Raw genomic sequence first — 22615 nt, forward strand, 5'->3', positions numbered from 1 at the left:
CGTCCTGCGACGTCCGGGGCGCGGGTGGCGCGCCCTGGACACCCTTTGCCCGGCACCGACCGTCGCGCTAGAACCCGCTGAACATTCGCTGGGGTTCTTCGCACATGCCCGCCTGGCAGTACGTCTACGTCATGAAAGACCTCACCAAGTCCTATCCGGGCGGGCGAGAAGTCTTCAAGGGCATCACCCTGTCCTTTCTGCCCGATGTGAAGATCGGCGTGCTCGGCCCGAACGGCGCCGGCAAGTCCACGCTGATGAAGATCATGGCCGGCCAGGACAAGGAGTTCGGCGGCGAGGCCTGGGCCGCCGAGGGCGCCAAGGTCGGCTACCTGCCGCAGGAGCCGCACCTCGATGAGACCAAGACGGTCGGCGAGAACGTCATGGAGGCGTTCGCCGACCTGACCGGCCAGTTGAAGCGCTTCAACGAAATCTCCGACAAGTTTGCCGAGGAAATGACGGAGGAGCAGATGAACGATCTGCTCGCCGAACAGGCGGAGTTGCAGGAAAAGATCGAGGCCGCCGAGGGCTGGGAGCTGGACCGGCGCATCGAGATCGCGCTGGACGCGCTGCGCTGCCCGCCCTTCGACAGCCCCGTGGCGCATCTTTCGGGTGGCGAGCGGCGCCGCGTGGCGCTGTGCAAGCTGCTGCTGGAAAAGCCCGACCTGCTGCTGCTGGACGAGCCGACGAACCACCTGGACGCGGAATCCGTCGCCTGGCTGGAACAGACGCTGAAGGACTACAAGGGCGCCGTGCTGATCGTCACGCACGACCGCTACTTCCTCGACAACGTCACCAACTGGATTCTGGAAGTCGATCGCGGCCGGGGCTTCCCCTATCAGGGCAACTACTCGGCCTATCTCGACCAGAAGCGGAAGCGCCTGCAGCAGGAGGAGCGCGAGGAAAGCGCCCGGCAGCGGCAGCTCGCCAAGGAACAGGAATGGATGGGCCGCAGCCCGGCGGCGCGGCAGGCCAAGTCCAAGGCGCGTATCGCCTCCTATGAGGAGATGCTGGCCAAGAGCCAGGAGAAGACGAGCGGCGATACCGAGATCGTCATCCCGCCGGCGCCTCGCCTGGGCAATACCGTCATCGTCGCCGACCAGCTGCGCAAGGGCTATGGCAACCGCCTGCTGATCGACGACCTGAACTTCAAGCTGCCGCCGGGCGGCATCGTCGGCATCATCGGCCCGAACGGCGCCGGCAAGTCCACGCTGTTCAAGATGATCACCGGCATCGAGACGCCCGATGGCGGCAGCCTCGTCGTCGGCGACACGGTGAAGCTGGGCTATGTCGACCAGTCCCGCGACAGCCTGGATGACAACCGCACCGTCTGGCAGGAAATCTCCGACGGGATGGACCAGATCACCATCGGCAAGCGCACCATCCCGTCCCGCGCCTATGTCGCCGCCTTCAACTTCAAGGGCGCCGACCAGCAGAAGCGCGTCGGCGTGCTCTCGGGCGGCGAGCGCAACCGGGTGCATTTGGCCAAGATGCTGAAGCGGGAGCACAATGTGCTGCTGCTCGACGAACCGACCAACGACCTCGACATCGACACGCTGCGCGCCCTGGAAGACGCGCTGGAGGAATTCGCCGGCTGCGCCGTGGTGATCAGCCACGATCGCTGGTTCCTCGACCGCCTGGCCACGCACATCCTCGCCTTCGAGGGCGACAGCCACGTGGAGTGGTTCGAGGGGAACTTCGAAGCCTACGAAGCGGACAAGCGACGTCGACTCGGCGCCGCTGCGGACCAGCCGCACCGCATCAAGTACCGCCCGCTGGCCCGGTAGGGGGTTGGTTCAACCCCGCCTGGCGGAAGGCAACGGCATCACCACGCCGCGCCTTTCGCTGCGCCCCGTCGCCCCGGAAAACCTGCCGGACCTCATCGCCCTCAAGGGCGACGAGGCCGCCTTCGGCCTCATGCTCCACGGCACCCGCACGCCCGAAAGGGCGCGGGAGGAGCTGGAGGACGACATGGAATTCTGGCTGGTGCGCGGCTACGGCACCTGGGCGGTCTATGACCGCGCGACTGGCGATTTCCTCGGCATCACCGGGCTGATGGAGCGGCCGGATGGCCGCGGCGTGGCGCTGCGCTACGCGCTGTGGCCGCAATGCCGTGGCAAGGGCTTTGCGCGGGAGGCAGCGCGGGCGGCGCTCGCCTTCGGCTTTCGGCGCGGGCTGGCGCGCATCATCGCCGTGGCGTGGGAAGGGAATGTCGCCTCCCGCCAGGTGCTGACCGATATCGGCATGACGGAATGCGACAGTTTCGGCCATCGCGGCCGCCACATGCTGGTGTTTGAGGCGTTGGCGCCTCCGTCCGCGGGATAGGCTGCAACCCCGACGGGTCCACGGGGTTGTTGCCACCGCGCCGGCACCGCACCCGCCGGCGCGGAGGATGACGCGCGTGAACACGATCTGGTTGACCGAGCAGGCCCAAGACCTCCTCGCCGCCTATGGCCCGCATGCCCGCGATCTTGGCCTGGCCTATGTGCTGGCCTTCATCATCGGCTGGAACCGGGAGAGGGAGAGCAACAGCGCCGGCCTGCGCACCTTCCCCCTGGTCGCCATCGCCGCCTGCGGATTCGTCCAATCCGCCGAGACCATCACTGCGGGCAATCCGGAAGCCACCGCCCGCATCGTGGAGGGCGTCATCACCGGCATCGGCTTCATCGGCGCCGGCGCCATCCTGAAGGGCGGCGCGGCCATTCGCGGCACGGCGACGGCGGCCAGCATCTGGGCCACGGGCGCCATGGGCGCGGCCATCGCGCTTGGCAGCTACGACGTCGCGGTGATGGTGTGCCTGTTCACCGCGATAACGCTCTACGCCCTGACGCCCCTGAAGCCCCGGCGCGTGGCGGAGGCGGAGGACAGCGCCTCCCCTATTCGTTGAGCTTGGCGATGTTCCAGTAGACCGGCACCGGCGCATCCAGGATGCCCTGCAGCCGCGCCGAATAGCCGCGCACCAAGCTGAACTGGCCCAGCGGCACATAGGGCACGCTGGCCAGCGCCCGGGTGTGGTACTCGGCCGCCAGGGCGCGGCGCTGATCTTCCCCGGCCGCGGCCAGGAAGGCGTCGCGCAGACGCTCCATCTCCGCATCGCAGGGCCAGCCGGGCAGGCCGGTGCGCTCGCAGGCGGACCGCATGGCATTGTGCCCCGCCGGATTCATGGCATCGAGGCCGGAGGGCGCGGAGACGAACAGGTTCCAGCCCTGCGGCCCCGGCGTGCGGGACAGGCGTCGCTGCACCAGCGTCGCCCAGTCCATCGCCTGCACATCCACCGCGATCCCGGCCTGCTTCAGCAGATCCGCCGTCACCAGCGCCATGGTGTGGGAAATGGTGCTGTCCTGCGCGTCCAGCACCACCACCGGCGTGCCGTCATAGCCACTGGCGGCCACCAGCCGCCGGGCCTCCGCCAGGTTCGGCGTCACCCAGCCCTGGCTGGTGTGGTGCGGGCTGCCGCAGACGTAGAAGGACCGGCAATCGCGCCACAGCGCCGGGTCGGTCAGATAGGCAGGCAGCACCAGGGCGGGATCGACCAGATGCAGCATCGCCTGGCGCAGCCGGGGATTGTCGAAGGGCGGCACCGCCTGGTTCATGCGAAAGATCGGCTGTACGCCGACATTGTCCTGCGCGCCGATGCGCAGGTTGCGGTTGCGCCGCACCACGGGGAACAGGTCGGGCGGCAGCTCCTCGAACAGGTCGATCTCACCCACCATCAGGGCGTTCAGCGCGGTCTGCGCATCCGGCAGGTAGATCCATTCCACTCTGTCGATCCGCGCCATCTTGCCGCCGGCCAGCCCATCCGGCGGCTCCGCCCGCGGCACGTAGGCGGCGTTGCGGCGATAGGTCACGCGGTCGCCGGCGCGCCAATCCTCCCGCCGCAGGGTGAAGGGGCCGCTGCCGGTGGGGTCGGTGATCGGTGTCGCGGCCGGCGTTTCGGCGACGCGCGCCGGCATGATGAAGGCCGGCTGGCCGGAGGGGCGGGCCAGCGCCTCCAGCATCAGGCCGAAGGGCGCGCGCAGCGAGATGCGGAAGGCGTCCGGCGCCGTCGGCTCCATCGCCGAGGTCAGCCCGATCAGTTGCTGGCCCAGCCCGTCCCGCACAGCCCAGCGACGCAGGCTGGCGATGACGTCGGTGCTGGTGACCGGCGCGCCGTCATGGAAGCGCAGGCCTTCGCGCAGGGTGAAATCCCAGGTCAGGTCATCCGCGCTGACCGACCAGCGCGCCACCATCTGCGGCCGCGGCACCAGCCGCGCATCCAGCGCGAACAGCGTGTCGTAGACCATGTAGCCATGGTTGCGGGCCATGTATTCGGGGCTGATGAAGGGGTCGATCGAGCGCAGGTCGCCGAACAGCTTGACCCGAAGCGCGTTGGGGTCCCCTCGTCCCTGGGCCATGGCGGCGGGCGCACAGAGAAGGGCAAGCAACACCGCGGCGATCCGGCGCATCCTGGTTTCCTCCGATTTGTTGTCGTTATCATCTGCCCGGCGCCGGCCAGCGGGCAAGAAGAATCCAATCGGGTTCGAACCGTCCTGGAAGCCTGTCCCGGGCTGAGCAAGGGCCCGTTCACGGCGTCTAGATGGCTTCTAACATCTCCGTAATAATTTCGGAATTTCGCGTCCCGTTTAACGCTCGTGGAACCCCGGCGCCCGCAGCCTGCATCTGGCATTCCGGGATACCAAGCGCATGCATCGCCTCCGCTCCATCCAGTCGCGACTCATCCTGGCCTTCATGGCGTTGACGGGCACGGTGGCAGCGCTGCTGCTCGGCATGGCCCTGATGCAGGAGAATGCGCAGCATGCGGCGGCGGTGGAGGTGGCGGCACGGCGAACGGCCTCCGCCACCCAGCAGATCTTCACCCTCGAACTGACGCGGCTGGAGACGCTGAATCGCACCCTGGCCGCCAACCCCGTGCTGGTGGACGCGGTGGGCCGGGCTGACCAGGCCGGCATGGCGGCGGCCATCGCGCCGGTGCATGCGGCGCTGACCGCGGAACGGCTGGTGACAAATTTCGGCATCGCCGTCCCGCCTGCCATGCTGCACTACCGGTCCCACGCGGCCATGTCGGCGCCCGAGGATATCGGCGCGCGCCGCCCGGATGTGGTGGCCAGCGCGCGGGAGGCGCGTGCCGTCGCCGGGCTTGCATCCGGCAGCACCGGGCTGACCGCCGCCTCCGTGGTGCCGGTGACAGGGCAGGGGCGGGTGCTGGGCGTGGTCCTCGCGCAATCGAATATCGGCCCCGACCTGCTGGGTCGCATCGGTCAGGCGGTGAATGCGGATATCGTCATCCATGCCGGGCCGGAAGGGCGCCTCGCCCGGATCGCCGGCACCCGGCCCCAGGGGCTGGCCGATGCGGCGATGCTGCAGGCCGGCATGTCCGGGACGACGCCGGCACGCCTGCTGGTCGATGGGGAGCAGTCCTTTGCCGTCACCACCATGCCGCTGACGGATTATGCCGGCCGTCCGGTGGCGATCGCCGAGCTTCTGCTGGACCAGACCGCCGCGGCGGCGCGTGCCGCCACGGACCAGGCCTGGCTGTTCGGCGCCATCGCCGCGGCGCTGCTGGTGGCGCTGCTGTGCAGCCTGTTGCTGGCGCGTGGCATCGCCCGGCCGATCGGCGGGCTGATCCGCCGCACCGAAAGCCTCGCCGCCGGGGAAACCGCCCAGCCCGTGCCCGACCTGGCGCGGGGCGACGAGATCGGCGTGATGGCCAGGGCACTGGAGGTGCTGCGCAGCAACACCCAGCGCCAGCACGCGATGGAAGCCGAAGCGAAGACGGCGGCGGAGGCGGCGCGCAGCGAGCGCCATGCGATGCGGGAGACGTTGGTGCGCGGCTTCGAAGCCAGCCTCGGCGGCATCGCCGGCGCCCTGTCCAAATCCGCGGGAGGCCTGACCGGCGCGGCCGACAGCATGGGGGAGGCGGTGGCCGATACCCGTCGCGAAAGCAGCCTGGCGCGCGGGGCCGGCGGCGATGCCAGCCGCAACGCCACCACCGCCGCGGCGGCGACCGAGCAGCTCAGCGCCTCGATCTCCGAAATCGCCCGTCAGATGAGCCAGACGACGACCGTCACCCGCCGGGCGCGGGAGGAGGCGATGGGCACCACCCAGCAGGTGGAGGCGCTGAACGAGGCGGCGTCGCGCATCGGCGACGTGGTCCGGCTGATCACCAACATCGCCGGCCAGACCAACCTTCTCGCCCTGAACGCCACCATCGAGGCGGCGCGCGCGGGCGATGCCGGCAAGGGCTTTGCCGTGGTGGCCAGCGAGGTGAAGCAGCTCGCCGCGCAGACCGCGACGGCGACACAGGAAATCAGCCAGAAGATCGAGGAGATGCGCCAGGCCGCCGCCGGCAATGCCGCCGCCGTGTCGCGCATCGGCACCACCATCGCGGAGCTGGACGAGATCGCGGCCTCGATCGCTGCGGCGGTGGAGGAACAGGGCTCCGCCACGGCGGAGATCGCCCGCAGCGTGGGTCAGGCAGCGGAAAGCACCGCCGCCGTCTCCGGCGCGGTGCTGGCGGTGGAGCAACGTGCGGAGACGGCGGGCGAAGCGGCGGATGCCGTGCGTGCCGTATCCATCGAGATCACCACGCAGTCGCGCGGATTGCGGGACGAGATGGAGCGTTTCGTCACGCAGCTTCGCGCCGCGTGACGAAAGCCCTCAGCGCCGGTTGAAGAAGGCGACCAGCGCGGCGGTGATCGCCGCGCCGAAGGCGCCCTTCTTCAAGGTCTGGCTGCGCAGCAGGGGTGCCAGAATGGCCATCTGCGTCGCCGTGTCGCCCATCTGGCGCATCGCCGCCTTGCGGATCAGCAGGGCTTCCTCCGCCACCTCGTCGCGCGGCGGGCGCCGTGCCACCAGGGCGAAGATGACGGCCACCACCAGGTCAAAGCCGGCGACGATCAGCGCCGACCAGACCGGCCCCTGGCTCGGCACAAGCGCCGCAAAACCGGCGATATGGACCATCACCAGCATCAGCAGGCCGAACACGGCCGCGACCGCGCCGAGACCCGCCTGGATGGCGTAGCCCCGGCTGGTGCGGCGCAGGTACAGCCCTTCCGCCTGCCAAGCGGCGCGGGCAAGGCTCAGCAGGCGCATGCCGCCGCCCGCCGCTTACTTGCGGTCCGGGTAGACGTAGGTGCGGCTGCCCATCAGGCGGCCGAGCAGATAGCCACCCAGCGCCGCGACGGACACGTAAAGCAGCGGCTGGGCGCGCACCGTCTCGGACAGCGCATTGGCATTGTCCTCGATGGTGTCGCGGGCGCGGCGGCCGTAGTCTTCCACCGTCTCGGCGGCATGGCCCAGAGCGGGGGTCACACGCTCCTCCATCAGGCGCTCCACCTGGCCGCGCAGACGGGCGAGCTCGGCGCGGGCGTCGTCGGCCAGGCGGCCGCCGGCGGCGGAAGCTTCGTCGCGGACATTGCGGATGTCATTGCCCATCTGGGACATGATTGAATTTCCTTTGGGATCGTTGGCGCCGGTCGAACGCGCCAGTCGGGCCGCAAGTTGCAGTGTGAAGCCATGATGAAGCCGTTTCAATGGGGCCGCTGCGCCTTCCAGAGCCCCCCGCCCCTGGGATAGGCTTCCGCCAGGCGGCACAGGGGTGCATGCGATGCGACGGCGGGACTGGCTGGCGGCCTTTGGCACGGGGGCCTTGGCGGGGTCAGGCGTGCCTTCCGCCCGCGCCCAGGCGCCGCGCGACCTGACGATCGTCTCCTTCGGTGGCGCCTTGCAGGACGCGCAGCGCGACGCCGCCTTCCGCCCCTGGATGACGGCGCGGGACCGGCGGCTGCTGGAGGAAACCTGGGATGGCGGTCTTGCCGTGCTGCGCGCGCGCGCCCAGGCCGGCACCTGGGACCTGATACAAGTGCGCGGCGACCAGCTTCGCATCGGCTGCGCCGAGGGGCTGTTCGAGCCACTGGACTGGTCCGCCATCGGCGGCGAGGCCGCCTATATTCCGGAGGCGGTGCAGGAATGCGGCGTCGGTGCCAGCCGCTATGCCTATGTGCTGGCCTGGGACCGCGCCCAACTTCAGGGTACGCCCACGGGCTGGGCGGATCTGTTCGACACGGCGCGCTTTCCCGGTCGCAGGGCGCTGCGCCGGGGCCCGCGCGGCACGATGGAGATCGCGCTTCTGGCCGATGGCGTCGCGCCCGCCGAGATCTATGCGACGCTGGCCGAGCCTGCAGGACAGGCGCGCGCCTTCCGCCGGCTGCGGACGATCCGGGACGACACCGCCTGGTGGGAACGTGGCGCGCAGCCTTCCGCCTGGTTGGCGGGCGGCGAGGTGGCGATGGTCTGCGCCCAGAATGGCCGGATCGCCCTGGCGAATGCGCTGGACGGGCGGGATTTCGGCCTGAGCTGGGCGCAGAACCTGGCGACGCTGGACAGTTGGGCGATCCTGCGCGGCAGTCCCAACCGGCTACAGGCGCTGGACTTCCTGGCCTATGCCGCGCGGCCGGATGTGCAGCTTCGGCTGGCGCAGCACACGTTGCACGGGGTCACGCTGCGCGCGGCGGAGCCGTTGATCCCGGCCCCGCTCCAGGCGCAGCTGCCGACCGCGCCCGCCGCCCTGTCACAATCCCTGCCGATCGACGACCTGTTCTGGGCGCGGCATCTGGAACCGCTGACGGCGCGGTTCGAGGCCTGGCTGACCGAGGTCGGGTAGACTCAGGCCGGCATCCGCGCGGCGGTGGAGCCGCGCTGGATCAGCCGGCCGGTCAGCATCACCCGCCGCACCGGCGCCAGCGGCGCGCGCAGCCGGTCGAACAGCAGGGCCATGGCCGTCTGGCCGATGGCCTCCAGCGGTTGTTCGATCACGGTCAGGCCGGGTTCGACCAGTTCGGTCCAGGGCTCGTTGTCGAAGCCGGCCAGGGCGATGCGCCCCGGCACCGCCAGGCCTTCGGCGCGCACCGCGCGCAGCGCGCCCATCAATTGCAGCGAATTGGCGGCCAGCAGCGCATCCGGCGGCTGCGGCACCGCCAGCAGGGCGCGGGCCGCGACCTCCGGCGCCAGATCGGTGGGCAGCAGCCGGGCATCGGCGACCAGCCCATGGCGCCCCATGGCGGCCCGGAAACCCTCTGCCCGCTCCAGCCCGGTGGCGCTGCTTTCGCCGAACAGGCCGGTGATGCGCCGGCGACCCCGCGCCACCAGATGGTCCACCAGGCTGCCGGCGGCCGCGGCATTGTCCAGCAGCACGGCATCGAATTCGCCCGGCGGCCCCGGCCGGTCGATCAGCACCGTCGGCACCTGAAGCGCTCGGGCGGACAGGCGGGCGGCGGTGGTGCGGGTGGGCGCCAGGATCAGCCCGGTCACCCGCTCCGCCTGCATCAGGTCGAGATAGCTGTCCTCCCGCTCCGGATTCCGGTCGGTGTTGCACAGGATCACGCGCAGCCCGGCCTCATAGGCCGCCTGTTCCACGGCCCGGGCGACGCCGGTGAAAAACGGGTTGCCGAGGTCGGCGACAATCAGCCCGATGGTGCCGCTGTCCTGCGAGCGTAGTCGGCGGGCGGCCAGGTTGGGGCGGTAGCCGGTGGCCCGCACCGCCTGCATCACCTGGGCGCGCAGTTCCGCGCTGACCGGCCCCTTGCCGAGGGCGCGGGACACGGTGGCGGGGGACACGCCTGCCGCCAGGGCCACATCCTTGATGCTGACGGTCATGGGATCGTTTTCATGGTTGGGGCCAGCCTAACGCGCTGCCACAGGCGCCTCAACGCATTACTGCGACCCCACGCAAAAACGGTTTGACAGATTTTTGTGAAAACGTTTTCATGGCCAGGCAGCCGCAGCCAAGAAACCGCCAGGAACGTCCCCATGGCCGAAACAGCCCCGATGCCCATCGCCCGCGAACTCATCCGCCTGGACGCGCGTCCGGCGGACAAGGCGGAGGCGATCGCCCAGGCGGCGCAGCTTCTGGCCGCCGCCGGCTGCGTCGACCCCGCCTACGCCGACAGCATGGCGCGGCGGGAGCAGGCGGCGAACACCTTCCTCGGCCACGGCGTCGCCATCCCGCATGGCATGGGGGAGGACCGCGGCATGGTCCGGCGCAACGGCATCGCCATCCTGCAACTGCGCGATGGCATTGCCTGGAACCCTGGCCAGATCGCGCATCTGGTCATCGGCATCGCCGCCGCCTCCGACGAGCACATCGCCATCCTGCGCCGCCTGACACGCCTGCTCGGCGACGAGGCGGCGCTGGCCAGGCTGTTCCGGACCGAGGATGCCGGCGAGATCATCGCCGCCCTCGGCGCCGCCCCGGCCGAGGCCGCGCCCGGCGCCCCTGTCGCCGATCTGGCCGAAAGCTTCACCTGGGTGGTGGACTACCCCGCCGGCCTGCATGCGCGCCCGGCCACCCGCTGGGTGGAGGCGGCGCGGGGCGCCGGCTGCCGCATCCAGGTGCGGCATGACAGCCAGGTCGCCGATGCAGCGGCGTTGGTCAGCCTGTTGCAGCTCGGCCTGCGCGCTGGGGATGCCATCGTGGTTTCCGCCGAGGGGCGGGAGGCCGGCGTGGCGCTGTCGCGCATGCGTGCTGCCATCACCGGGCTCAGCGCGCAGGAAAAGGCCGATGCCGCCCTGGCCGCGCGCCGCGTGGCGCCTGCCGGCCGTGGCTGGGAACCGGCCGCCGGCACCGTCACCCTGCCGGGCATCGGCGCCAGCCCGGGGCTCGCCATCGGCCGGCTGCATGTGCTGACCGACACCGCGGCCGCCATCCACGACATCCCGCTGCCGTTGGCCGAGGGCGGCACGCAGCTGGAGAACGCGCTGCGCAGCACCCGCGCCCAGTTGAAGGCGCTGGAGGATGACACGGCGCGCCGCCTCGGCGCCGCCGATGCCGCCATCTTCCGCGCCCAGGCCGGGCTGCTGGAGGATCCGGACCTCATCACCGTGACCTGCCAGTTGATGGTGCAGGGCCATGGCCTGGCCTGGTCCTGGCATCAGGCGGTAGAACGCGTCGCCGCTTCGCTGGCCGCCCTGGGCAATCCGGTGCTGGCCGGGCGGGCTGCGGATCTGCGCGATGTCGGCCGGCGGGTGCTCGGGCAGATAGACCCGTCGCTGCGAGGCGGCTCCCTGGCCGATCTGCCGGAGGGGCCGGTGATCCTGGTGGCGGAGGATCTGTCGCCCTCCGACACCGCCGGCCTCGATCCGCGCCGCATCGTCGGCCTGGCCACCGCCACCGGCGGCCCGACCTCCCACACCGCCATCCTCGCCCGCACGCTGGGCCTGCCGGCGCTGGTCGCCGGCGGGCGTGGAGTGTTGGACCTGGAGGATGGGACGGAGGCGGTGATCGATGGCGCCACCGGCCGGCTGCACCTGAACCCCAGCGAGGCCGACCGTGCCTCCGCCCAGGCCTTCATCGCCGCCCAGCAGGCGCAACGGGCGCGGGAGGCGGCGCTGCGGGCGGAGCCGGCGACAACCCGCGACGGCGTGCGGATCGAGGTGGCGGCGAATATCAACCTGCCGGACCAGGTGCCCTTCGCCCTGGCACAAGGGGCGGAGGCGGTGGGCCTGATGCGCACCGAATTCCTGTTCCTGGAACGCGGCGACACGCCGGGCGAGGACGACCAATACGCCATCTACCGCTCCATGATCGCGGCGCTGGACGGCCGGCCGCTGATCGTCCGCGCCCTGGATATCGGCGGCGACAAGCAGGTGCCGCATCTGCGCCTGCCGGTGGAGGCGAACCCCTTCCTCGGCGTGCGTGGCGCCCGCCTGTTGCTGCGCCGGCCGGATCTTCTGGAACCGCAGCTGCGCGCCCTGTACCGGGCCGCGGCGGCGGGCGGGAAGCTCTCCATCATGTTCCCCATGGTGACCTCGGTGCCGGAGGTGATCGCGCTGCGCGCGGCCTGTGAGCGGGTGCGCGCGGAGCTTGGCGCGCCGGAGGTGCCGGTGGGCATCATGGTGGAGGTGCCGGCGGCGGCGGTGCAGGCGGATGCGCTGGCGCCGCATGTGGATTTCTTCTCCATCGGCACCAATGACCTGACCCAGTACGTGCTGGCGATCGACCGCCAGAACCCCGACCTGGCGGCGGAGGCGGACAGCCTGCATCCGGCGGTGCTGCGGCTGATCGCCATGACGGTGCAGGCGGCGGAACGCCACGGCCGCTGGGTCGGCGTCTGCGGCGGGCTGGCCGGCGAGCCTTTTGGTGCGGCGCTGCTGGCCGGGATGGGTGTGGGCGAATTGTCGATGACGCCGCGCGACATCCCGGCGGTGAAGGCGATGCTGCGCGGCGCCAGCATGGAGGCGCTGAAGGCGCTGGCCGCGCGCGCGCTGGATTGCGGCACGCCGGAGGAGGTGCGGGTGCTGGAAACGGAGCTGGAGGCGATCGTTGCCCCCGCCCAGGCGGCCGCCTGATGGCCGCGCTGTTCGTCACCCTGTCGCTGAACCCGGCGATCGACCAGACGGTGGAGCTGGACCGGCTTTGCCCGGGCGAGGTGAATCTGGCGCGTGGCGCGGTGCGGCACGCGGCCGGCAAGGGCATCAATGTCGCGGCCTGCCTCGCCGATTGGGGCGCCTCCGTCCGCGCCGTGGGGCTGCTGGGGGAGGGTAATGACGCGCCCTTCCGCGCCTTGTTCGCCGCGCGCGGCATCGCCGATGGCTGCCTGCGCATCCCCGGCGAGACGCGCACCAATATCAAGCTGCTGGACCGCGCGACCGGCGCCACCACGGATATCAACCTGCCCGGCGCGGCGCCGGGCGCGGCGGCGCTGGACCAGGTGCTGGACTCGCTGCGCAAGGCCGCCGGGCCGGGCCGCGTCGCGGTGCTGTCCGGCAGCCTGCCGCCCGGCGTGCCAACGGATGTCTATGCGACGCTGCTGCCGCGGCTGACCGGCGCGCGGGTGGTGGCCGATACCAGCGGCGCGGCCCTGGCCGCCCTGCTCGCCGGGCCGGTGCTGCCGGATGCCATCAAGCCGAACCGGCATGAGCTGGAAGCCTGGGCCGGGCAGGCGCTGGGCGACCGCGCGGCGCTGCTCGGCGCGGCGCGGGGCCTTTCCGCGCGGGGCATCGGCGTCGTTGCCGTCTCACTGGGCGCGGAGGGCGCGATCTTCGTCAGCCAGGGGCAGGCGGTGCTGGTGCGGCCGCCGGCTTTGGCGGGCGGCAGCAGCGTCGGCGCCGGCGATGCCATGGTCGCGGGCATCGCCGCCGCGCTGGCCGAGGACCTGCCGCTGCCCGACCTGGCCCGCCGGGCCTCCGCCTTCTCCGCCGCCAAGCTGCGCCGCGCCGGCGCTGGCCTGCCCGCGCGGGCGGAGGTGGAGGCGATCGCCGCCGCGCTGCACGCCGAAACTTTGGCCTGACCATGGAGGGGAAACATATGTCCGGAATGATCGCCGTGGTCGCCTCGGGGGACAGCCCCGTGAAGGCCATGCTGGCGGCGGAAGCGCTGCGTGCCGCCGCGCGCCGCCTGGGGCTCGACATGCCGGTGGAGGTGCGCAGCGGCCAGCAGGTGCTGACCCCGCTTCCCGCCGAGCACGCGGCCGACGCCCTGCTGCTGGTGGGGGAGTCGGCGCAGGCACCCAATGGCCTGGAACAGCGCCCCACGCTGCGCGCACGGCTGGAGGAGGTGCTGGCCGATGCCGGCGCCGTGCTGGCCCGCGCCCTGCCGCAGGATGTGGCGCCCACCCCCGCCGCGCAGGGCCCGCGCCGCATCGTCGCCATCACCTCCTGCCCCACCGGCATCGCCCATACCTTCATGGCAGCGGAGGGGCTGGAACAGGCGGCGAAGGCGCTGGGCCATTCCATCCGCGTCGAGACCCAGGGCTCGGTCGGCGCGCAGAACGCGCTGACGGCGGAGGAGATCGCCGCCGCCGACCTGGTGCTGATCGCCGCCGACACGCAGGTCGACCTGTCCCGCTTCGCCGGCAAGCGCCTGTTCCAGTCCGGCACCAAGCCGGCGATCAATGCCGGCCAGGCTTTGGTCGCCCGCGCCTTCGCCGAGGCGACCACGCAGGGTGCCGCCGCTCAGGCGGAATCGGCCCCCGCCAAGCCGGCGGCGACCGGCCCCTACAAGCATCTGATGACCGGCGTGTCCTTCATGCTGCCCTTCGTCGTGGCGGGCGGGCTGCTGGTGGCGCTGGCCTTCGCCTTCGGCGGCATCTACGCCTATGACGACGCGCATCGCGACACGCTGGCGGGCGCGCTGTTCCAGATCGGCGGCCGCGCCGCGCTGGCGCTGATGGTGCCGGCGCTGGCCGGCTACATCGCTTATTCCATCGCCGACCGGCCGGGCATCGCGCCGGGCATGATCGGCGGCATGATCGCCGGCCAGCTCAATGCCGGCTTCCTCGGCGGCATCGTGGCGGGCTTCCTCGCCGGCTATGTGGTGGCTTGGCTGAACCGCAACCTGCGGCTGCCGCGGACGCTGGAGGGGCTGAAGCCGGTGCTGATCCTGCCCGTTCTGGGCACGCTGATCACCGGCCTCGCCATGATCTATGTCGCCGGCGCGCCGGTGGCCGCCGCGCTGGCCGCGCTGACGGAATTCCTGCGCGGCATGCAGGGCAGCGGCGCCATCGCGCTGGGGCTGCTGATCGGCGCAATGATGGCCTTCGACATGGGCGGGCCGGTGAACAAGGCGGCCTATGCCTTCTCCACCGGGCTGCTGACCAGTGCGGTCTACAGCCCGATGGCCGCCGCCATGGTGGCGGGCATGACGCCGCCGCTGGGCCTGGCCCTGGCCTGCTGGCTGTTCCGCGACCGCTTCAGCGCCGAGGAGCGGGAGGCCGCGCCGGCCGCCGGCGTGCTGGGCCTCGCCTTCATCTCCGAAGGCGCGATCCCCTTCGCCGCCAAGGACCCGCTGCGGGTGATCCCGGCCCTGGTGCTGGGTTCGGCCGTCGCGGGCGCCATCTCCATGTGGGTCGGCGCGGAGCTGCGGGTGCCGCATGGCGGCATCTTCGTGCTGCCGATCCCGAATGCGGTGACGCATCTGGGCGGCTATATCCTGGCGCTGATCGCCGGGACGGTGGTGACCACGGTGGCGCTGCGACTGCTGAAGCGGCCGGTGGTGGCTGGAGGGGCGCGGTAGCGCCCCCCCCTGGTCAGGCGGCGGCGCGCAGCCGTTCCACCAGGGCGCTCAATTCGCGCCGCAGCGAAGTGCCGTGGCCGGCGAGTTCCATGCCCGCGCCACGCAGACCCTCCACCGCCTTGCGCGTCTGCTGCGCCGAGTCGGTCACCCGCGTGACGCTTTCGGAGACCTCATGCGTGCCCCTGGAGGTCTCGGCGACGTTCCGCGCGATTTCCTGGGTGGTGGCCGATTGCTGCTCGACGGCCGCGGCGATGGCGGCGGCGATCTCGTTGGTGCGGGACACCGTCGCCCCGACGCTGGTGATCGCCTCCACGGCCGCCCCGGTGGCGCCCTGCATCTCCGAAATCTGCCGGCCGATCTCCTCCGTGGCCTTGGCGGTCTGGCCGGCCAGCGCCTTGACCTCGCTGGCCACCACGGCGAAGCCCTTGCCGGCCTCTCCCGCACGCGCCGCCTCGATCGTGGCATTCAGAGCCAGCAGGTTGGTCTGCCCGGCGATGTCGGCGATCAGCTTCACCACATCGCCGATGCGCTGCGCCCCTTCCGCCAGGTTGCGCACGGTGGCGTCGGTCGCCTGGGCCTCCGAGGCGGCCTTGCGCGCGACGCTGGCCGCCTCCGCCACCTGACGGGTGATCTCGCCCACGGTGGCAGCCATTTCCTCGGAAGCGACCGCGAGGCTCTGCACATTGCTGCTGGCCTGCGCGGCGCCGGCGGCGGCGGCGGAGGCTTCCGTCGCGGTCGTATCCGCCACGCCGCCCAGATCGTCCGCGGTGCTGCGCAGCGTGCCGGAGGCCTGGCCCAGCGCCGCCGCGATCCCGCCCAGGGACTGTTCCACCTCATTCGCCAGCTTGCGCTGGCCCTCCACCCGCGCATCCTCGGCGCGCAGCCGCGCGGTTTCGGCCTCGGCCTCCAGCGTCCGGGCCCTTGCGGCCGCGGTCTTCAGGATGTCCAGCGCCCTGGCGAGGCTGCCCACTTCGTCGCCGCGCCCGGCGCCTTCGATGGTGATGCTGTAATCGCCCTTCGACAGGGCCTCGACCTGCGCGGCGAGCTTCGCCATCGGCAGGGCGACGCCGCGGCGCATCGCCCATGCGGCCAGGAGGGAGGCAACCAGCGCGGCGATGCCGCCCAGCAGCAGCGACCAGGTCGCCGCGGCGAAGGCATGCTCCTGCTCCGCGAGCCGCTGCGCCAGCAGATCGCGCTCGACGCCGATGATCTCCGCTGCGATGCGGCGGACGGCATCCATGGAGGTCTTGCCGGCCCCCGACGCCTCCATGCGCCGTGCCTCCGGCAGTGTCGCGGCGTTGGCGGCCAGGGCGATCTCCCGGTCGGCGATCTGCGTCATCCAGTTCTGCGCGGCGCGATCAAGCTCCGCGAGGCGTGCCTGCTGCGCCGGATTGTCGCTGGTCAGCCGCTGGGCCTCGCGCAGGGATTCGCCATAGACGACGCGGCCACTGCGCAGCGGCTCCAGGAAGGCTGGCGCGCCTTCCAGAAGATGGCCGCGCAGGCCGGTCTCCTGGTCCACCATGGCGCTGACAGCAGCCTCGACCCTGGCGATCACCGTTCGCGTATGCGCGTTCCAGCCAACGGATTGATGGACGTGCTCCAGGAAGTAGGCATTCAGGCCACCCGCGCCGGCCGCGATCACCAGAACAACGGCGAAGGCCATGATCAGCTTGGCCCCCACACCCATCGACTTCACCCACGACATTCCGCAAAGCTCCTCGGCCAACCTGGCCGCGCGCACATTCACGCGAAGAGTGCAAATGCAGCGTGAATCGGCGGGAAGCTGTCGAAAGCGTCACCTTGGCATGGGTCGGCAATCAGGATCGGGGCGCGTGGTCGGTGCTGGAAGTCAGTGACCTGGCGCCCAAAACCCCGAATGGAAGCGCTGTGGGCGGCCTTGCGTGGCTTACAAATCCGTCAGCCGACTGACCGTTTCAGTTCCCTTCGCGCTGCGCCAGCCGCAGCGGATGGGCGCGGTAGGTGCCGAGCAGGCGCAGATCGGCGGAGAAATAGGACAGCTCCTCCAGCGCCCGCGCCAGGCCGGGCTCGTCCGGCCGGCCATCGACATCCGCCAGGAACTGCGTCGCGGTGAAGGCGCCGCCGACCATGTAGCTTTCCAGCTTGGTCATGTTCACGCCATTGGTCGCGAAGCCGCCCAGCGCCTTGTACAGCGCGGCCGGGATGTTGCGGACGCGGAAGACGAAGCTGGTCACCCAGTCACCGGCCTCGAAGGGCGGTGCCAGGGGCGTCGTGGAGCAGACGTAGAAGCGCGTGGTGTTGTGCGCCGCGTCCTCCACGTTCTTCCGCAGGATTTCCAGGCCGTAGATCTCGGCGGCCAGTTCGCTGGCGATGGCCGCATCCTCCACCCCGCCACGCTCGGCGATCAGGCTGGCGGCGCCGGCGGTGTCGGCCTCGATCACCGGCTGCAGCTTCAGGTCGCGCAGCAGGTTCAGGATCTGGCCGAGCGCCACCGGATGGCTGTGGGCGCGCTTCAGCGTGGCGATGGAGGCGCCCTTGGGGGCCAGCAGGCAGTGTTCGACCCGTTCGAAATGCTCCCCCACCACATGCAGCCCGCTATCGGGCAGCAGGCGGTGGATGTCCGGCACCCGGCCGGCCAGGGAATTCTCGCAGGGCAGCATGGCCAGCCCGGCCCGGCCTTCCCGCACCGCCGCGATCGCCGCCTCGAAGGAGGCGCAGGGCAGGGTGGTCCAGCCGGGATAGGCCTGGCGGCAGGCGAGGTCGGAGTAAGCGCCCGGTAAGCCCTGGAAGGCGATAATGCCGGCCGTTGTGCCTGCTGTGGTCTGGGGCATGATGTCCTGGCGTCCTGCACGCCGCTGGGTTGTGGTTCCCTGGCGGCGCCTATATTGTCCGCTGGGTTTTACGGCAGGCCGGGGCCGGCGCAAGCCCGCCTCTCCGGCCTGTTTTTCATGCTGGCCGTGCGGCGGTCGAATACCGGCGGTCCTCATCGGCGCTTCGGAAGGGTACACTCCAGGATGAGTCTGGAAGCCAACAAGGTGTTCGCGGCGGTCCTGACCGCCGGCATCGCATTCATGGTGACCGGCGTGATCGGCGATGCCATCGTGCATCCGAAGCGGCTGGAGACCAGTGCGCTGGCCGTGGCCGCGCCGGCCCCCGCGGCGGCGCCCGCCGCGCCGGCGGAAGTGGTGCCGATCGGACCGCTGCTGGCCGCCGCCAGTGCGGATAATGGTCGCCAGATCGCTCAGCGCGCCTGCGCTTCCTGCCACAACTTCGTGCAGGGCGGCCCGAATGGCGTGGGTCCGAACCTCTGGAATGTGGTGAACGGCCCGCATGCGCATGTGGAGGGCTTCAACTACTCCGCCGCGATGCGCGCGAAGCACGATCAGCCCTGGGATTATGAGGCGCTGAACGCCTTCATCACCCGGCCCTCCGCCGCCATCCCGGGCACCCGCATGGCCTATGCCGGCATGTCCAGCATCAACCAGCGCGCCGACCTGATCGCCTTCCTGCGCTCGCTGTCCACCGAGCCGGCGCCGCTGCCCTGAGCCAGGCGGCGGATTTCCTACCCGCGGCGGAAGCGGCGGCGGAGGCGGCGGGTGCCGTCATCCGCCCGCTGTTCCGCTCCGCTTTGCTGGTGGAAGCCAAGGGCGATGCCAGCCCGGTCACCGAGGCCGACCGCGGTGCCGAGCGAGCCATCCGCGCCTTGCTTGCCGAGCGCCACCCCGATCACGGGGTGATCGGCGAGGAATACGGCGACACCAACCCCGACGCCGAATGGGTCTGGGTGCTGGACCCGATCGACGGCACCCGCGCCTTCGTCACCGGCCGCCCGCTGTTCGGGACGCTGATCGGCCTGCTGCATCGCGGCGTGCCGGTGCTTGGCCTGATCGACCAGCCGACCACCGGGGAACGCTGGATCGGCGTGGCCGGCCAGCCGACCCGCTTCCGCTCCGCCTTTGGTGGCACGCCGCGCTGCCGGCCCTGTGCCAGTCTGGCCGAGGCCGAACTGTCCTGCACCTCCCCCGACATGTTTGACGCGGAGACCGCGCCCCGCTTCGGCGCCGTGAAGGCCGCCGCCCGCCGCACCACCTGGGGCGGCGACTGCTACGCCTATGGCTTGCTGGCGCTGGGCCTGGTGGATGCGGTGGTGGACGCCACCATGAAGCCCTGGGACTGGGCCGCGCTGGTGCCCGTCATCGAGGGGGCTGGCGGCAGCTGCACCGATTGGGCCGGCCGGCCGCTGCGCCTGGATGGCGATGGCAGCGTGCTGGCGCTCGGCGACCCGGCCATGCTGGCGGAGGTTTCAGGACTCTTGGCCGGCTGAAGCCCGGCGCGCCCGTTGCGGCGCGGCGGGGGAACCCCCAGACTAACGCCATGCAGACCTATCCCATGCGCCGGCGCGACCTTTTTGCCCTTTCCGCCGCCCTTGGCCTCGCGCCCGGGGCCCTGCATGCCGCGACACCCGCCGGCGGGTCCGCCGCGCCCGGCCAGGCCATACGCACCCATGCGCTGTCGCTGCTGGGCGAGCCCGCTTTGCCCGCGGATTTTACACATTTCCCCTGGGTGAATCCGGACGCCCCCAAGGGCGGGGAGATCACCCTGACCGCGCTGGGGTCCTTCGACAGCTTCAACCCCTACACCCTGCGTGGCACGCCCGCGGTCGGGATCAGCCTGATCTACGACACGCTGCTGGCCAACAGCAACGACGAGGCCAGCAGCGAATACCCCTATCTCGCTCAATGGATCGACCTGCCCGCCGACCGCCTGGCCGTCAGCTTCGAGCTGAACCCCGCCGCCCGCTGGCATGACGGCCGCCCCGTCACCGCCGCCGACGTGGTCTTCACCTTCAACGTGCTGCGCACCCATGGCCGGCCCTTCTACCGCTCCTACTGGGGCGACGTGACCGAGGCGGTCGCCGAGTCCGAACGCCGCGTCACCTTCCGCTTCCGCAGCAACGAAAACCGCGAACTCGCCCTGATCCTCGGCCAGATGCCCGTGCTGCCCGCCCATTGGTGGGAAGGGCGCGACTTCACCCGGCCGCTGCTGGATATCCCCCTCGGCTCCGGCGCCTATCGTCTGGAACGCTTCGAATCCGGGCGCAGCCTGGTCTATCGCCGCGTGCCGGATTGGTGGGCGCGCGACATCCCCAGCCAGAAGGGGACCAACAACTTCGACGTGCAGCGCTACGAATACTTCCGCGACACAACGGTGGCGCTGGAAGCCTTCAAGGCCGGGCAGATCGACTTCCGCACGGAAAACAGCGCCCGTGACTGGGCTACCGGCTACGACTTCCCCGCCATGCGCCGCGGCCTGGCCAAGAAGGACGAGCTGCGCCACGAACTGCCCACCGGCATGCAGGCTTTCGCCATGAACCTGCGCCGGCCCCTGTTCCAGGACGCCCGCGTGCGCCGCGCGCTGATCGAGCTGTTCGACTTTGAATGGATGAACGCCAACCTGTTCTTCGGCAGCTACGCCCGCACCCAGTCCTATTTCTCCAACTCCGAACTTGCTTCATCTGGCCTGCCCACAGGCGCCGAACTTGCCGTGCTTGAGCCCTTCCGCGGCCGCATCCCGCCCGAGGTCTTCACCGCCGAATACAAGCTTCCCGTCACCGACGGCTCCGGCAACAACCGCGAGGGCCTGCGCAACGCGCTCCGCCTGTTGCAGGAGGCCGGCTGGCGCGTGCAGAACCGTCGCCTGGTCGGGCCGCAGGGCCAGCCCTTCGAATTCGAGATCCTGCTGCAAGGCGCCACCTTCGAACGCATCGCCCTGCCCTATGTCCAGGCGCTGGAACGCATCGGCATGGTCGTCCGCGTGCGCACCGTGGACCCGGCCCAATACCAGACCCGCACCGACGCCTTCGACTACGACATGACCGTCGATGTCATCGGCCAGTCGCTCTCCCCCGGCAACGAGCAGCGCGACTTTTTCTCCTCCGCCAAGGCCCGCGAAAACGGCAGCCGGAACGTCGCCGGCATCAGCGACCCCGTGATCGACGAACTCGTCGAACTGGTGATCAACGCGCCCGACCGCGAGCAACTCATTGCCCGCACCCGTGCCCTGGACCGCGTGCTGCTGTGGAACAACTTCATGATCCCCAACTGGCACAGCCGCACCTTCCGCATCGCCTTCTGGGACAAATTCGGCCGCCCCGAACGTAACCCCCGCTACAACCTCGGCCTCGACACCTGGTGGGTCGACCCCGCCAAGGACCGCGCCCTGACCGACGCACGACGGAGCCTGTAGGTGGCGATGGGGGTGTTGCGCTTGTGGCTTGCAGGGAGGGCGCTGCCCTCCCCGCACCCCTCCCGCCAAGGGGCAGTGGCCCCTTGGAACCCTTTGATTCATGAAGGGGAATGGAGAGGGGCCGACGCGACCGCTTGTTCAGCGGCACCGCTGGCCCCTCTCCATTCCCCTTCAAGGTCCCGAGGTCCAGGAGGCCACTGCCTCCTGGCAGGGGGGTGCAGGAGGGACAGCGTCCCCCCTGCGACCGCATAGGCGCCGCACCCCCATGGCCGCCTACATTTTCCGTCGTTTGTTGCTCGTGGTGCCGACGCTGCTCGGGATCATTCTCATCAATTTCGCTGTTGTGCAGTTCGCGCCGGGTGGGCCGGTGGAGCAGATGTTGGCGGAGTTGCGGGGGGAGGGTCAGACGCTGGGGCGTTTGACGGGTGAGGGGGGTGGCGAGGTTCGGGCGCCGGGTGGGTCCGGGTCTGGCGGCGGGTCGTCAGGGGAAGGGCCGGTGGGCACCTATCGGGGGGCGCGCGGTCTGGATCCGGCGATTGTCGCGGAGATCGAGCGCATTTTCGGCTTCGACAAGCCGGCCCATGTCCGGTTTCTGGAGATGATGCGGGGTTATCTGACCTTCGATTTCGGGCGGAGTCTGTTTCGCGATCGGCCGGTGGTGGATCTGGTGCTGGAGAAGATGCCGGTTTCGATTTCGCTGGGGCTGTGGTCGACGCTGATCATCTATCTGGTGTCGATTCCGCTGGGGATTCGGAAGGCGGTGCGGGACGGGTCGCGCTTCGACATCTGGACCAGCGGTGTGGTGCTGGTGGGTTATGCGATTCCGGGGTTTCTGTTCGCGATCCTGCTGGTGGTGTTGTTCGCCGGCGGGTCGTTCCTGCAGTGGTTTCCGCTGCGCGGCCTGGCGAGTTCGGGCAGCGAGTTCTGGCCCTGGTGGCAGCGGGCGCTGGACTATGCCTGGCACATGACCCTGCCAACCTTGGCGCTGGTGATCGGCGGCTTCGCGGGGCTGACCATGCTGACCAAGAATGCCTTTCTCGATGAGATCGGCAAGCAGTACGTCGTCACCGCCCGGGCCAAGGGCAATTCGGAAACCCGCATCCTGTATGGGCATGTCTTCCGCAACGCGATGCTGCTGATCATCGCCGGCTTTCCCGCGGCCTTCATCGGCATCCTCTTCACCGGCGCGCTGCTGGTGGAGATCGTCTTCTCGCTGGATGGGCTCGGCCTGCTGGGCTTCGAGGCGGCGATCCGACGCGATTACCCGATCATGTTCGGCACCCTCTACATCTTCACCCTGATGGGACTGATCCTGCAGATCATCGGCGACGTCATGTACACCGTGGTCGATCCGCGCATCGACTTCGAGGCGCGGCGGTGAGG

At 70.5% G+C, this 22615-nt stretch carries 18 protein-coding genes; 12 read left to right on the forward strand and 6 right to left on the reverse strand.

The window, feature by feature from the left end:
* The first annotated feature begins 104 nt into the window (after nucleotides 1-104).
* The 3 genes from ettA to ACVFYP_RS00210 all read left to right on the forward strand — a co-directional run bounded on the left by ettA (nucleotide 105) and on the right by ACVFYP_RS00210 (nucleotide 2884).
* A complete protein-coding gene (gene ettA / locus ACVFYP_RS00200) occupies nucleotides 105-1784 on the forward strand; it encodes an energy-dependent translational throttle protein EttA (RefSeq protein WP_499198102.1) in 1680 nt (559 codons plus the stop codon).
* A gap of 4 nt (nucleotides 1785-1788) precedes the next feature.
* Nucleotides 1789-2322 carry a GNAT family N-acetyltransferase gene (locus ACVFYP_RS00205; RefSeq protein WP_499198103.1) on the forward strand — a complete coding sequence of 178 codons (534 nt, stop codon included), beginning with the start codon at nucleotides 1789-1791 and terminating at the stop codon, nucleotides 2320-2322.
* Nucleotides 2323-2398: 76 nt separating this feature from the next.
* Nucleotides 2399-2884: an MgtC/SapB family protein gene (locus tag ACVFYP_RS00210; RefSeq protein ID WP_499198104.1), complete on the forward strand. Its 486-nt coding sequence runs from the start codon at nucleotides 2399-2401 to the stop codon at nucleotides 2882-2884.
* Here ACVFYP_RS00210 and ACVFYP_RS00215 read toward each other — a convergent pair.
* Entirely contained in the window at nucleotides 2874-4442 is a 1569-nt protein-coding gene (locus ACVFYP_RS00215; RefSeq protein WP_499198105.1) for an ABC transporter substrate-binding protein, read from the reverse strand. The genes ACVFYP_RS00210 and ACVFYP_RS00215 overlap by 11 nt on opposite strands.
* 238 nt (nucleotides 4443-4680) lie before the next feature.
* Between ACVFYP_RS00215 and ACVFYP_RS00220 the strand changes: the two genes are divergently transcribed.
* Complete coding sequence (locus tag ACVFYP_RS00220) at nucleotides 4681-6645, forward strand: methyl-accepting chemotaxis protein (protein WP_499198106.1); 1965 nt, start codon at nucleotides 4681-4683, stop codon at nucleotides 6643-6645.
* A 9-nt stretch (nucleotides 6646-6654) separates the two neighbouring features.
* Here ACVFYP_RS00220 and ACVFYP_RS00225 read toward each other — a convergent pair whose 3' ends face one another.
* A complete protein-coding gene (locus tag ACVFYP_RS00225) occupies nucleotides 6655-7089 on the reverse strand; it encodes a phage holin family protein (protein WP_499198107.1) in 435 nt (144 codons plus the stop codon).
* 15 nt (nucleotides 7090-7104) lie between these two features.
* Complete coding sequence (locus tag ACVFYP_RS00230) at nucleotides 7105-7440, reverse strand: hypothetical protein (RefSeq protein ID WP_499198108.1); 336 nt, start codon at nucleotides 7438-7440, stop codon at nucleotides 7105-7107.
* 163 nt (nucleotides 7441-7603) lie between these two features.
* Between ACVFYP_RS00230 and ACVFYP_RS00235 the strand changes: the two genes are divergently transcribed.
* Nucleotides 7604-8659, forward strand: a complete 1056-nt coding sequence (locus tag ACVFYP_RS00235; RefSeq protein WP_499198109.1) for an extracellular solute-binding protein — start codon at nucleotides 7604-7606, stop codon at nucleotides 8657-8659.
* A gap of 2 nt (nucleotides 8660-8661) precedes the next feature.
* Here the strand turns inward: ACVFYP_RS00235 and ACVFYP_RS00240 are convergent, their stop codons facing one another.
* Nucleotides 8662-9651 carry a LacI family DNA-binding transcriptional regulator gene (locus tag ACVFYP_RS00240; RefSeq protein WP_499198110.1) on the reverse strand — a complete coding sequence of 330 codons (990 nt, stop codon included), beginning with the start codon at nucleotides 9649-9651 and terminating at the stop codon, nucleotides 8662-8664.
* A 153-nt stretch (nucleotides 9652-9804) separates the two neighbouring features.
* Here ACVFYP_RS00240 and ptsP point away from each other — a divergent pair, with 153 nt between their 5' ends.
* The 3 genes from ptsP to ACVFYP_RS00255 are packed head-to-tail and all read left to right on the forward strand — an operon-like array spanning nucleotide 9805 to nucleotide 15007.
* Complete coding sequence (gene ptsP, locus ACVFYP_RS00245) at nucleotides 9805-12342, forward strand: phosphoenolpyruvate--protein phosphotransferase (RefSeq protein ID WP_499198111.1); 2538 nt, start codon at nucleotides 9805-9807, stop codon at nucleotides 12340-12342.
* Nucleotides 12342-13283, forward strand: coding sequence for a 1-phosphofructokinase family hexose kinase (locus ACVFYP_RS00250; RefSeq protein WP_499198112.1), 942 nt, complete (start codon nucleotides 12342-12344; stop codon nucleotides 13281-13283). Before ptsP ends, ACVFYP_RS00250 begins: the two co-directional genes overlap by 1 nt.
* A gap of 17 nt (nucleotides 13284-13300) precedes the next feature.
* Entirely contained in the window at nucleotides 13301-15007 is a 1707-nt protein-coding gene (locus ACVFYP_RS00255) for a PTS fructose transporter subunit IIC (RefSeq protein ID WP_499198113.1), read from the forward strand.
* A gap of 13 nt (nucleotides 15008-15020) precedes the next feature.
* Here the strand turns inward: ACVFYP_RS00255 and ACVFYP_RS00260 are convergent, their stop codons facing one another.
* Both ACVFYP_RS00260 and ACVFYP_RS00265 read right to left on the reverse strand, forming a co-directional pair.
* Nucleotides 15021-16712: a methyl-accepting chemotaxis protein gene (locus tag ACVFYP_RS00260; protein WP_499198114.1), complete on the reverse strand. Its 1692-nt coding sequence runs from the start codon at nucleotides 16710-16712 to the stop codon at nucleotides 15021-15023.
* A 229-nt stretch (nucleotides 16713-16941) separates the two neighbouring features.
* A complete protein-coding gene (locus ACVFYP_RS00265; protein ID WP_499198115.1) occupies nucleotides 16942-17817 on the reverse strand; it encodes a prephenate dehydratase in 876 nt (291 codons plus the stop codon).
* Between the two features lie 183 nt (nucleotides 17818-18000).
* On the opposite strand from ACVFYP_RS00265, the gene ACVFYP_RS00270 reads away from it, so the two are divergent.
* The 4 genes from ACVFYP_RS00270 to ACVFYP_RS00285 all read left to right on the forward strand — a co-directional run bounded on the left by ACVFYP_RS00270 (nucleotide 18001) and on the right by ACVFYP_RS00285 (nucleotide 22613).
* The gene (locus ACVFYP_RS00270; RefSeq protein ID WP_499198116.1) at nucleotides 18001-18531 is read left to right on the forward strand and encodes a c-type cytochrome; all 531 of its coding nucleotides are present in this window, start codon (nucleotides 18001-18003) and stop codon (nucleotides 18529-18531) included.
* Nucleotides 18528-19310, forward strand: coding sequence for a histidinol-phosphatase (gene hisN / locus ACVFYP_RS00275; RefSeq protein WP_499199516.1), 783 nt, complete (start codon nucleotides 18528-18530; stop codon nucleotides 19308-19310). The genes ACVFYP_RS00270 and hisN overlap by 4 nt, the downstream gene beginning before the upstream one ends.
* 50 nt (nucleotides 19311-19360) lie before the next feature.
* Complete coding sequence (locus ACVFYP_RS00280; protein ID WP_499198117.1) at nucleotides 19361-21232, forward strand: extracellular solute-binding protein; 1872 nt, start codon at nucleotides 19361-19363, stop codon at nucleotides 21230-21232.
* Between the two features lie 265 nt (nucleotides 21233-21497).
* Nucleotides 21498-22613, forward strand: a complete 1116-nt coding sequence (locus ACVFYP_RS00285) for a microcin C ABC transporter permease YejB (protein WP_499198118.1) — start codon at nucleotides 21498-21500, stop codon at nucleotides 22611-22613.
* The last annotated feature ends 2 nt before the right edge of the window (nucleotides 22614-22615 follow it).

The sequence above is a fragment of the Roseomonas sp. F4 genome (genome assembly GCF_053891155.1).

Bases quoted from the DNA above. Each gene is read 5' to 3' on its own strand.
- ettA (WP_499198102.1), top strand. From the start codon at position 105: ATGCCCGCCTGGCAGTACGTCTACGTCATGAAAGACCTCACCAAGTCC.
- ACVFYP_RS00215 (WP_499198105.1), bottom strand. From the start codon at position 4,442: ATGCGCCGGATCGCCGCGGTGTTGCTTGCCCTTCTCTGTGCGCCCGCC.
- ACVFYP_RS00220 (WP_499198106.1), top strand. From the start codon at position 4,681: ATGCATCGCCTCCGCTCCATCCAGTCGCGACTCATCCTGGCCTTCATG.
- ACVFYP_RS00225 (WP_499198107.1), bottom strand. From the start codon at position 7,089: ATGCGCCTGCTGAGCCTTGCCCGCGCCGCTTGGCAGGCGGAAGGGCTG.
- ACVFYP_RS00230 (WP_499198108.1), bottom strand. From the start codon at position 7,440: ATGTCCCAGATGGGCAATGACATCCGCAATGTCCGCGACGAAGCTTCC.
- ACVFYP_RS00235 (WP_499198109.1), top strand. From the start codon at position 7,604: ATGCGACGGCGGGACTGGCTGGCGGCCTTTGGCACGGGGGCCTTGGCG.
- ACVFYP_RS00240 (WP_499198110.1), bottom strand. From the start codon at position 9,651: ATGACCGTCAGCATCAAGGATGTGGCCCTGGCGGCAGGCGTGTCCCCC.
- ptsP (WP_499198111.1), top strand. From the start codon at position 9,805: ATGGCCGAAACAGCCCCGATGCCCATCGCCCGCGAACTCATCCGCCTG.
- ACVFYP_RS00250 (WP_499198112.1), top strand. From the start codon at position 12,342: ATGGCCGCGCTGTTCGTCACCCTGTCGCTGAACCCGGCGATCGACCAG.
- ACVFYP_RS00255 (WP_499198113.1), top strand. From the start codon at position 13,301: ATGTCCGGAATGATCGCCGTGGTCGCCTCGGGGGACAGCCCCGTGAAG.
- ACVFYP_RS00260 (WP_499198114.1), bottom strand. From the start codon at position 16,712: ATGTCGTGGGTGAAGTCGATGGGTGTGGGGGCCAAGCTGATCATGGCC.
- ACVFYP_RS00265 (WP_499198115.1), bottom strand. From the start codon at position 17,817: ATGCCCCAGACCACAGCAGGCACAACGGCCGGCATTATCGCCTTCCAG.
- ACVFYP_RS00270 (WP_499198116.1), top strand. From the start codon at position 18,001: ATGAGTCTGGAAGCCAACAAGGTGTTCGCGGCGGTCCTGACCGCCGGC.
- ACVFYP_RS00280 (WP_499198117.1), top strand. From the start codon at position 19,361: ATGCAGACCTATCCCATGCGCCGGCGCGACCTTTTTGCCCTTTCCGCC.
- ACVFYP_RS00285 (WP_499198118.1), top strand. From the start codon at position 21,498: ATGGCCGCCTACATTTTCCGTCGTTTGTTGCTCGTGGTGCCGACGCTG.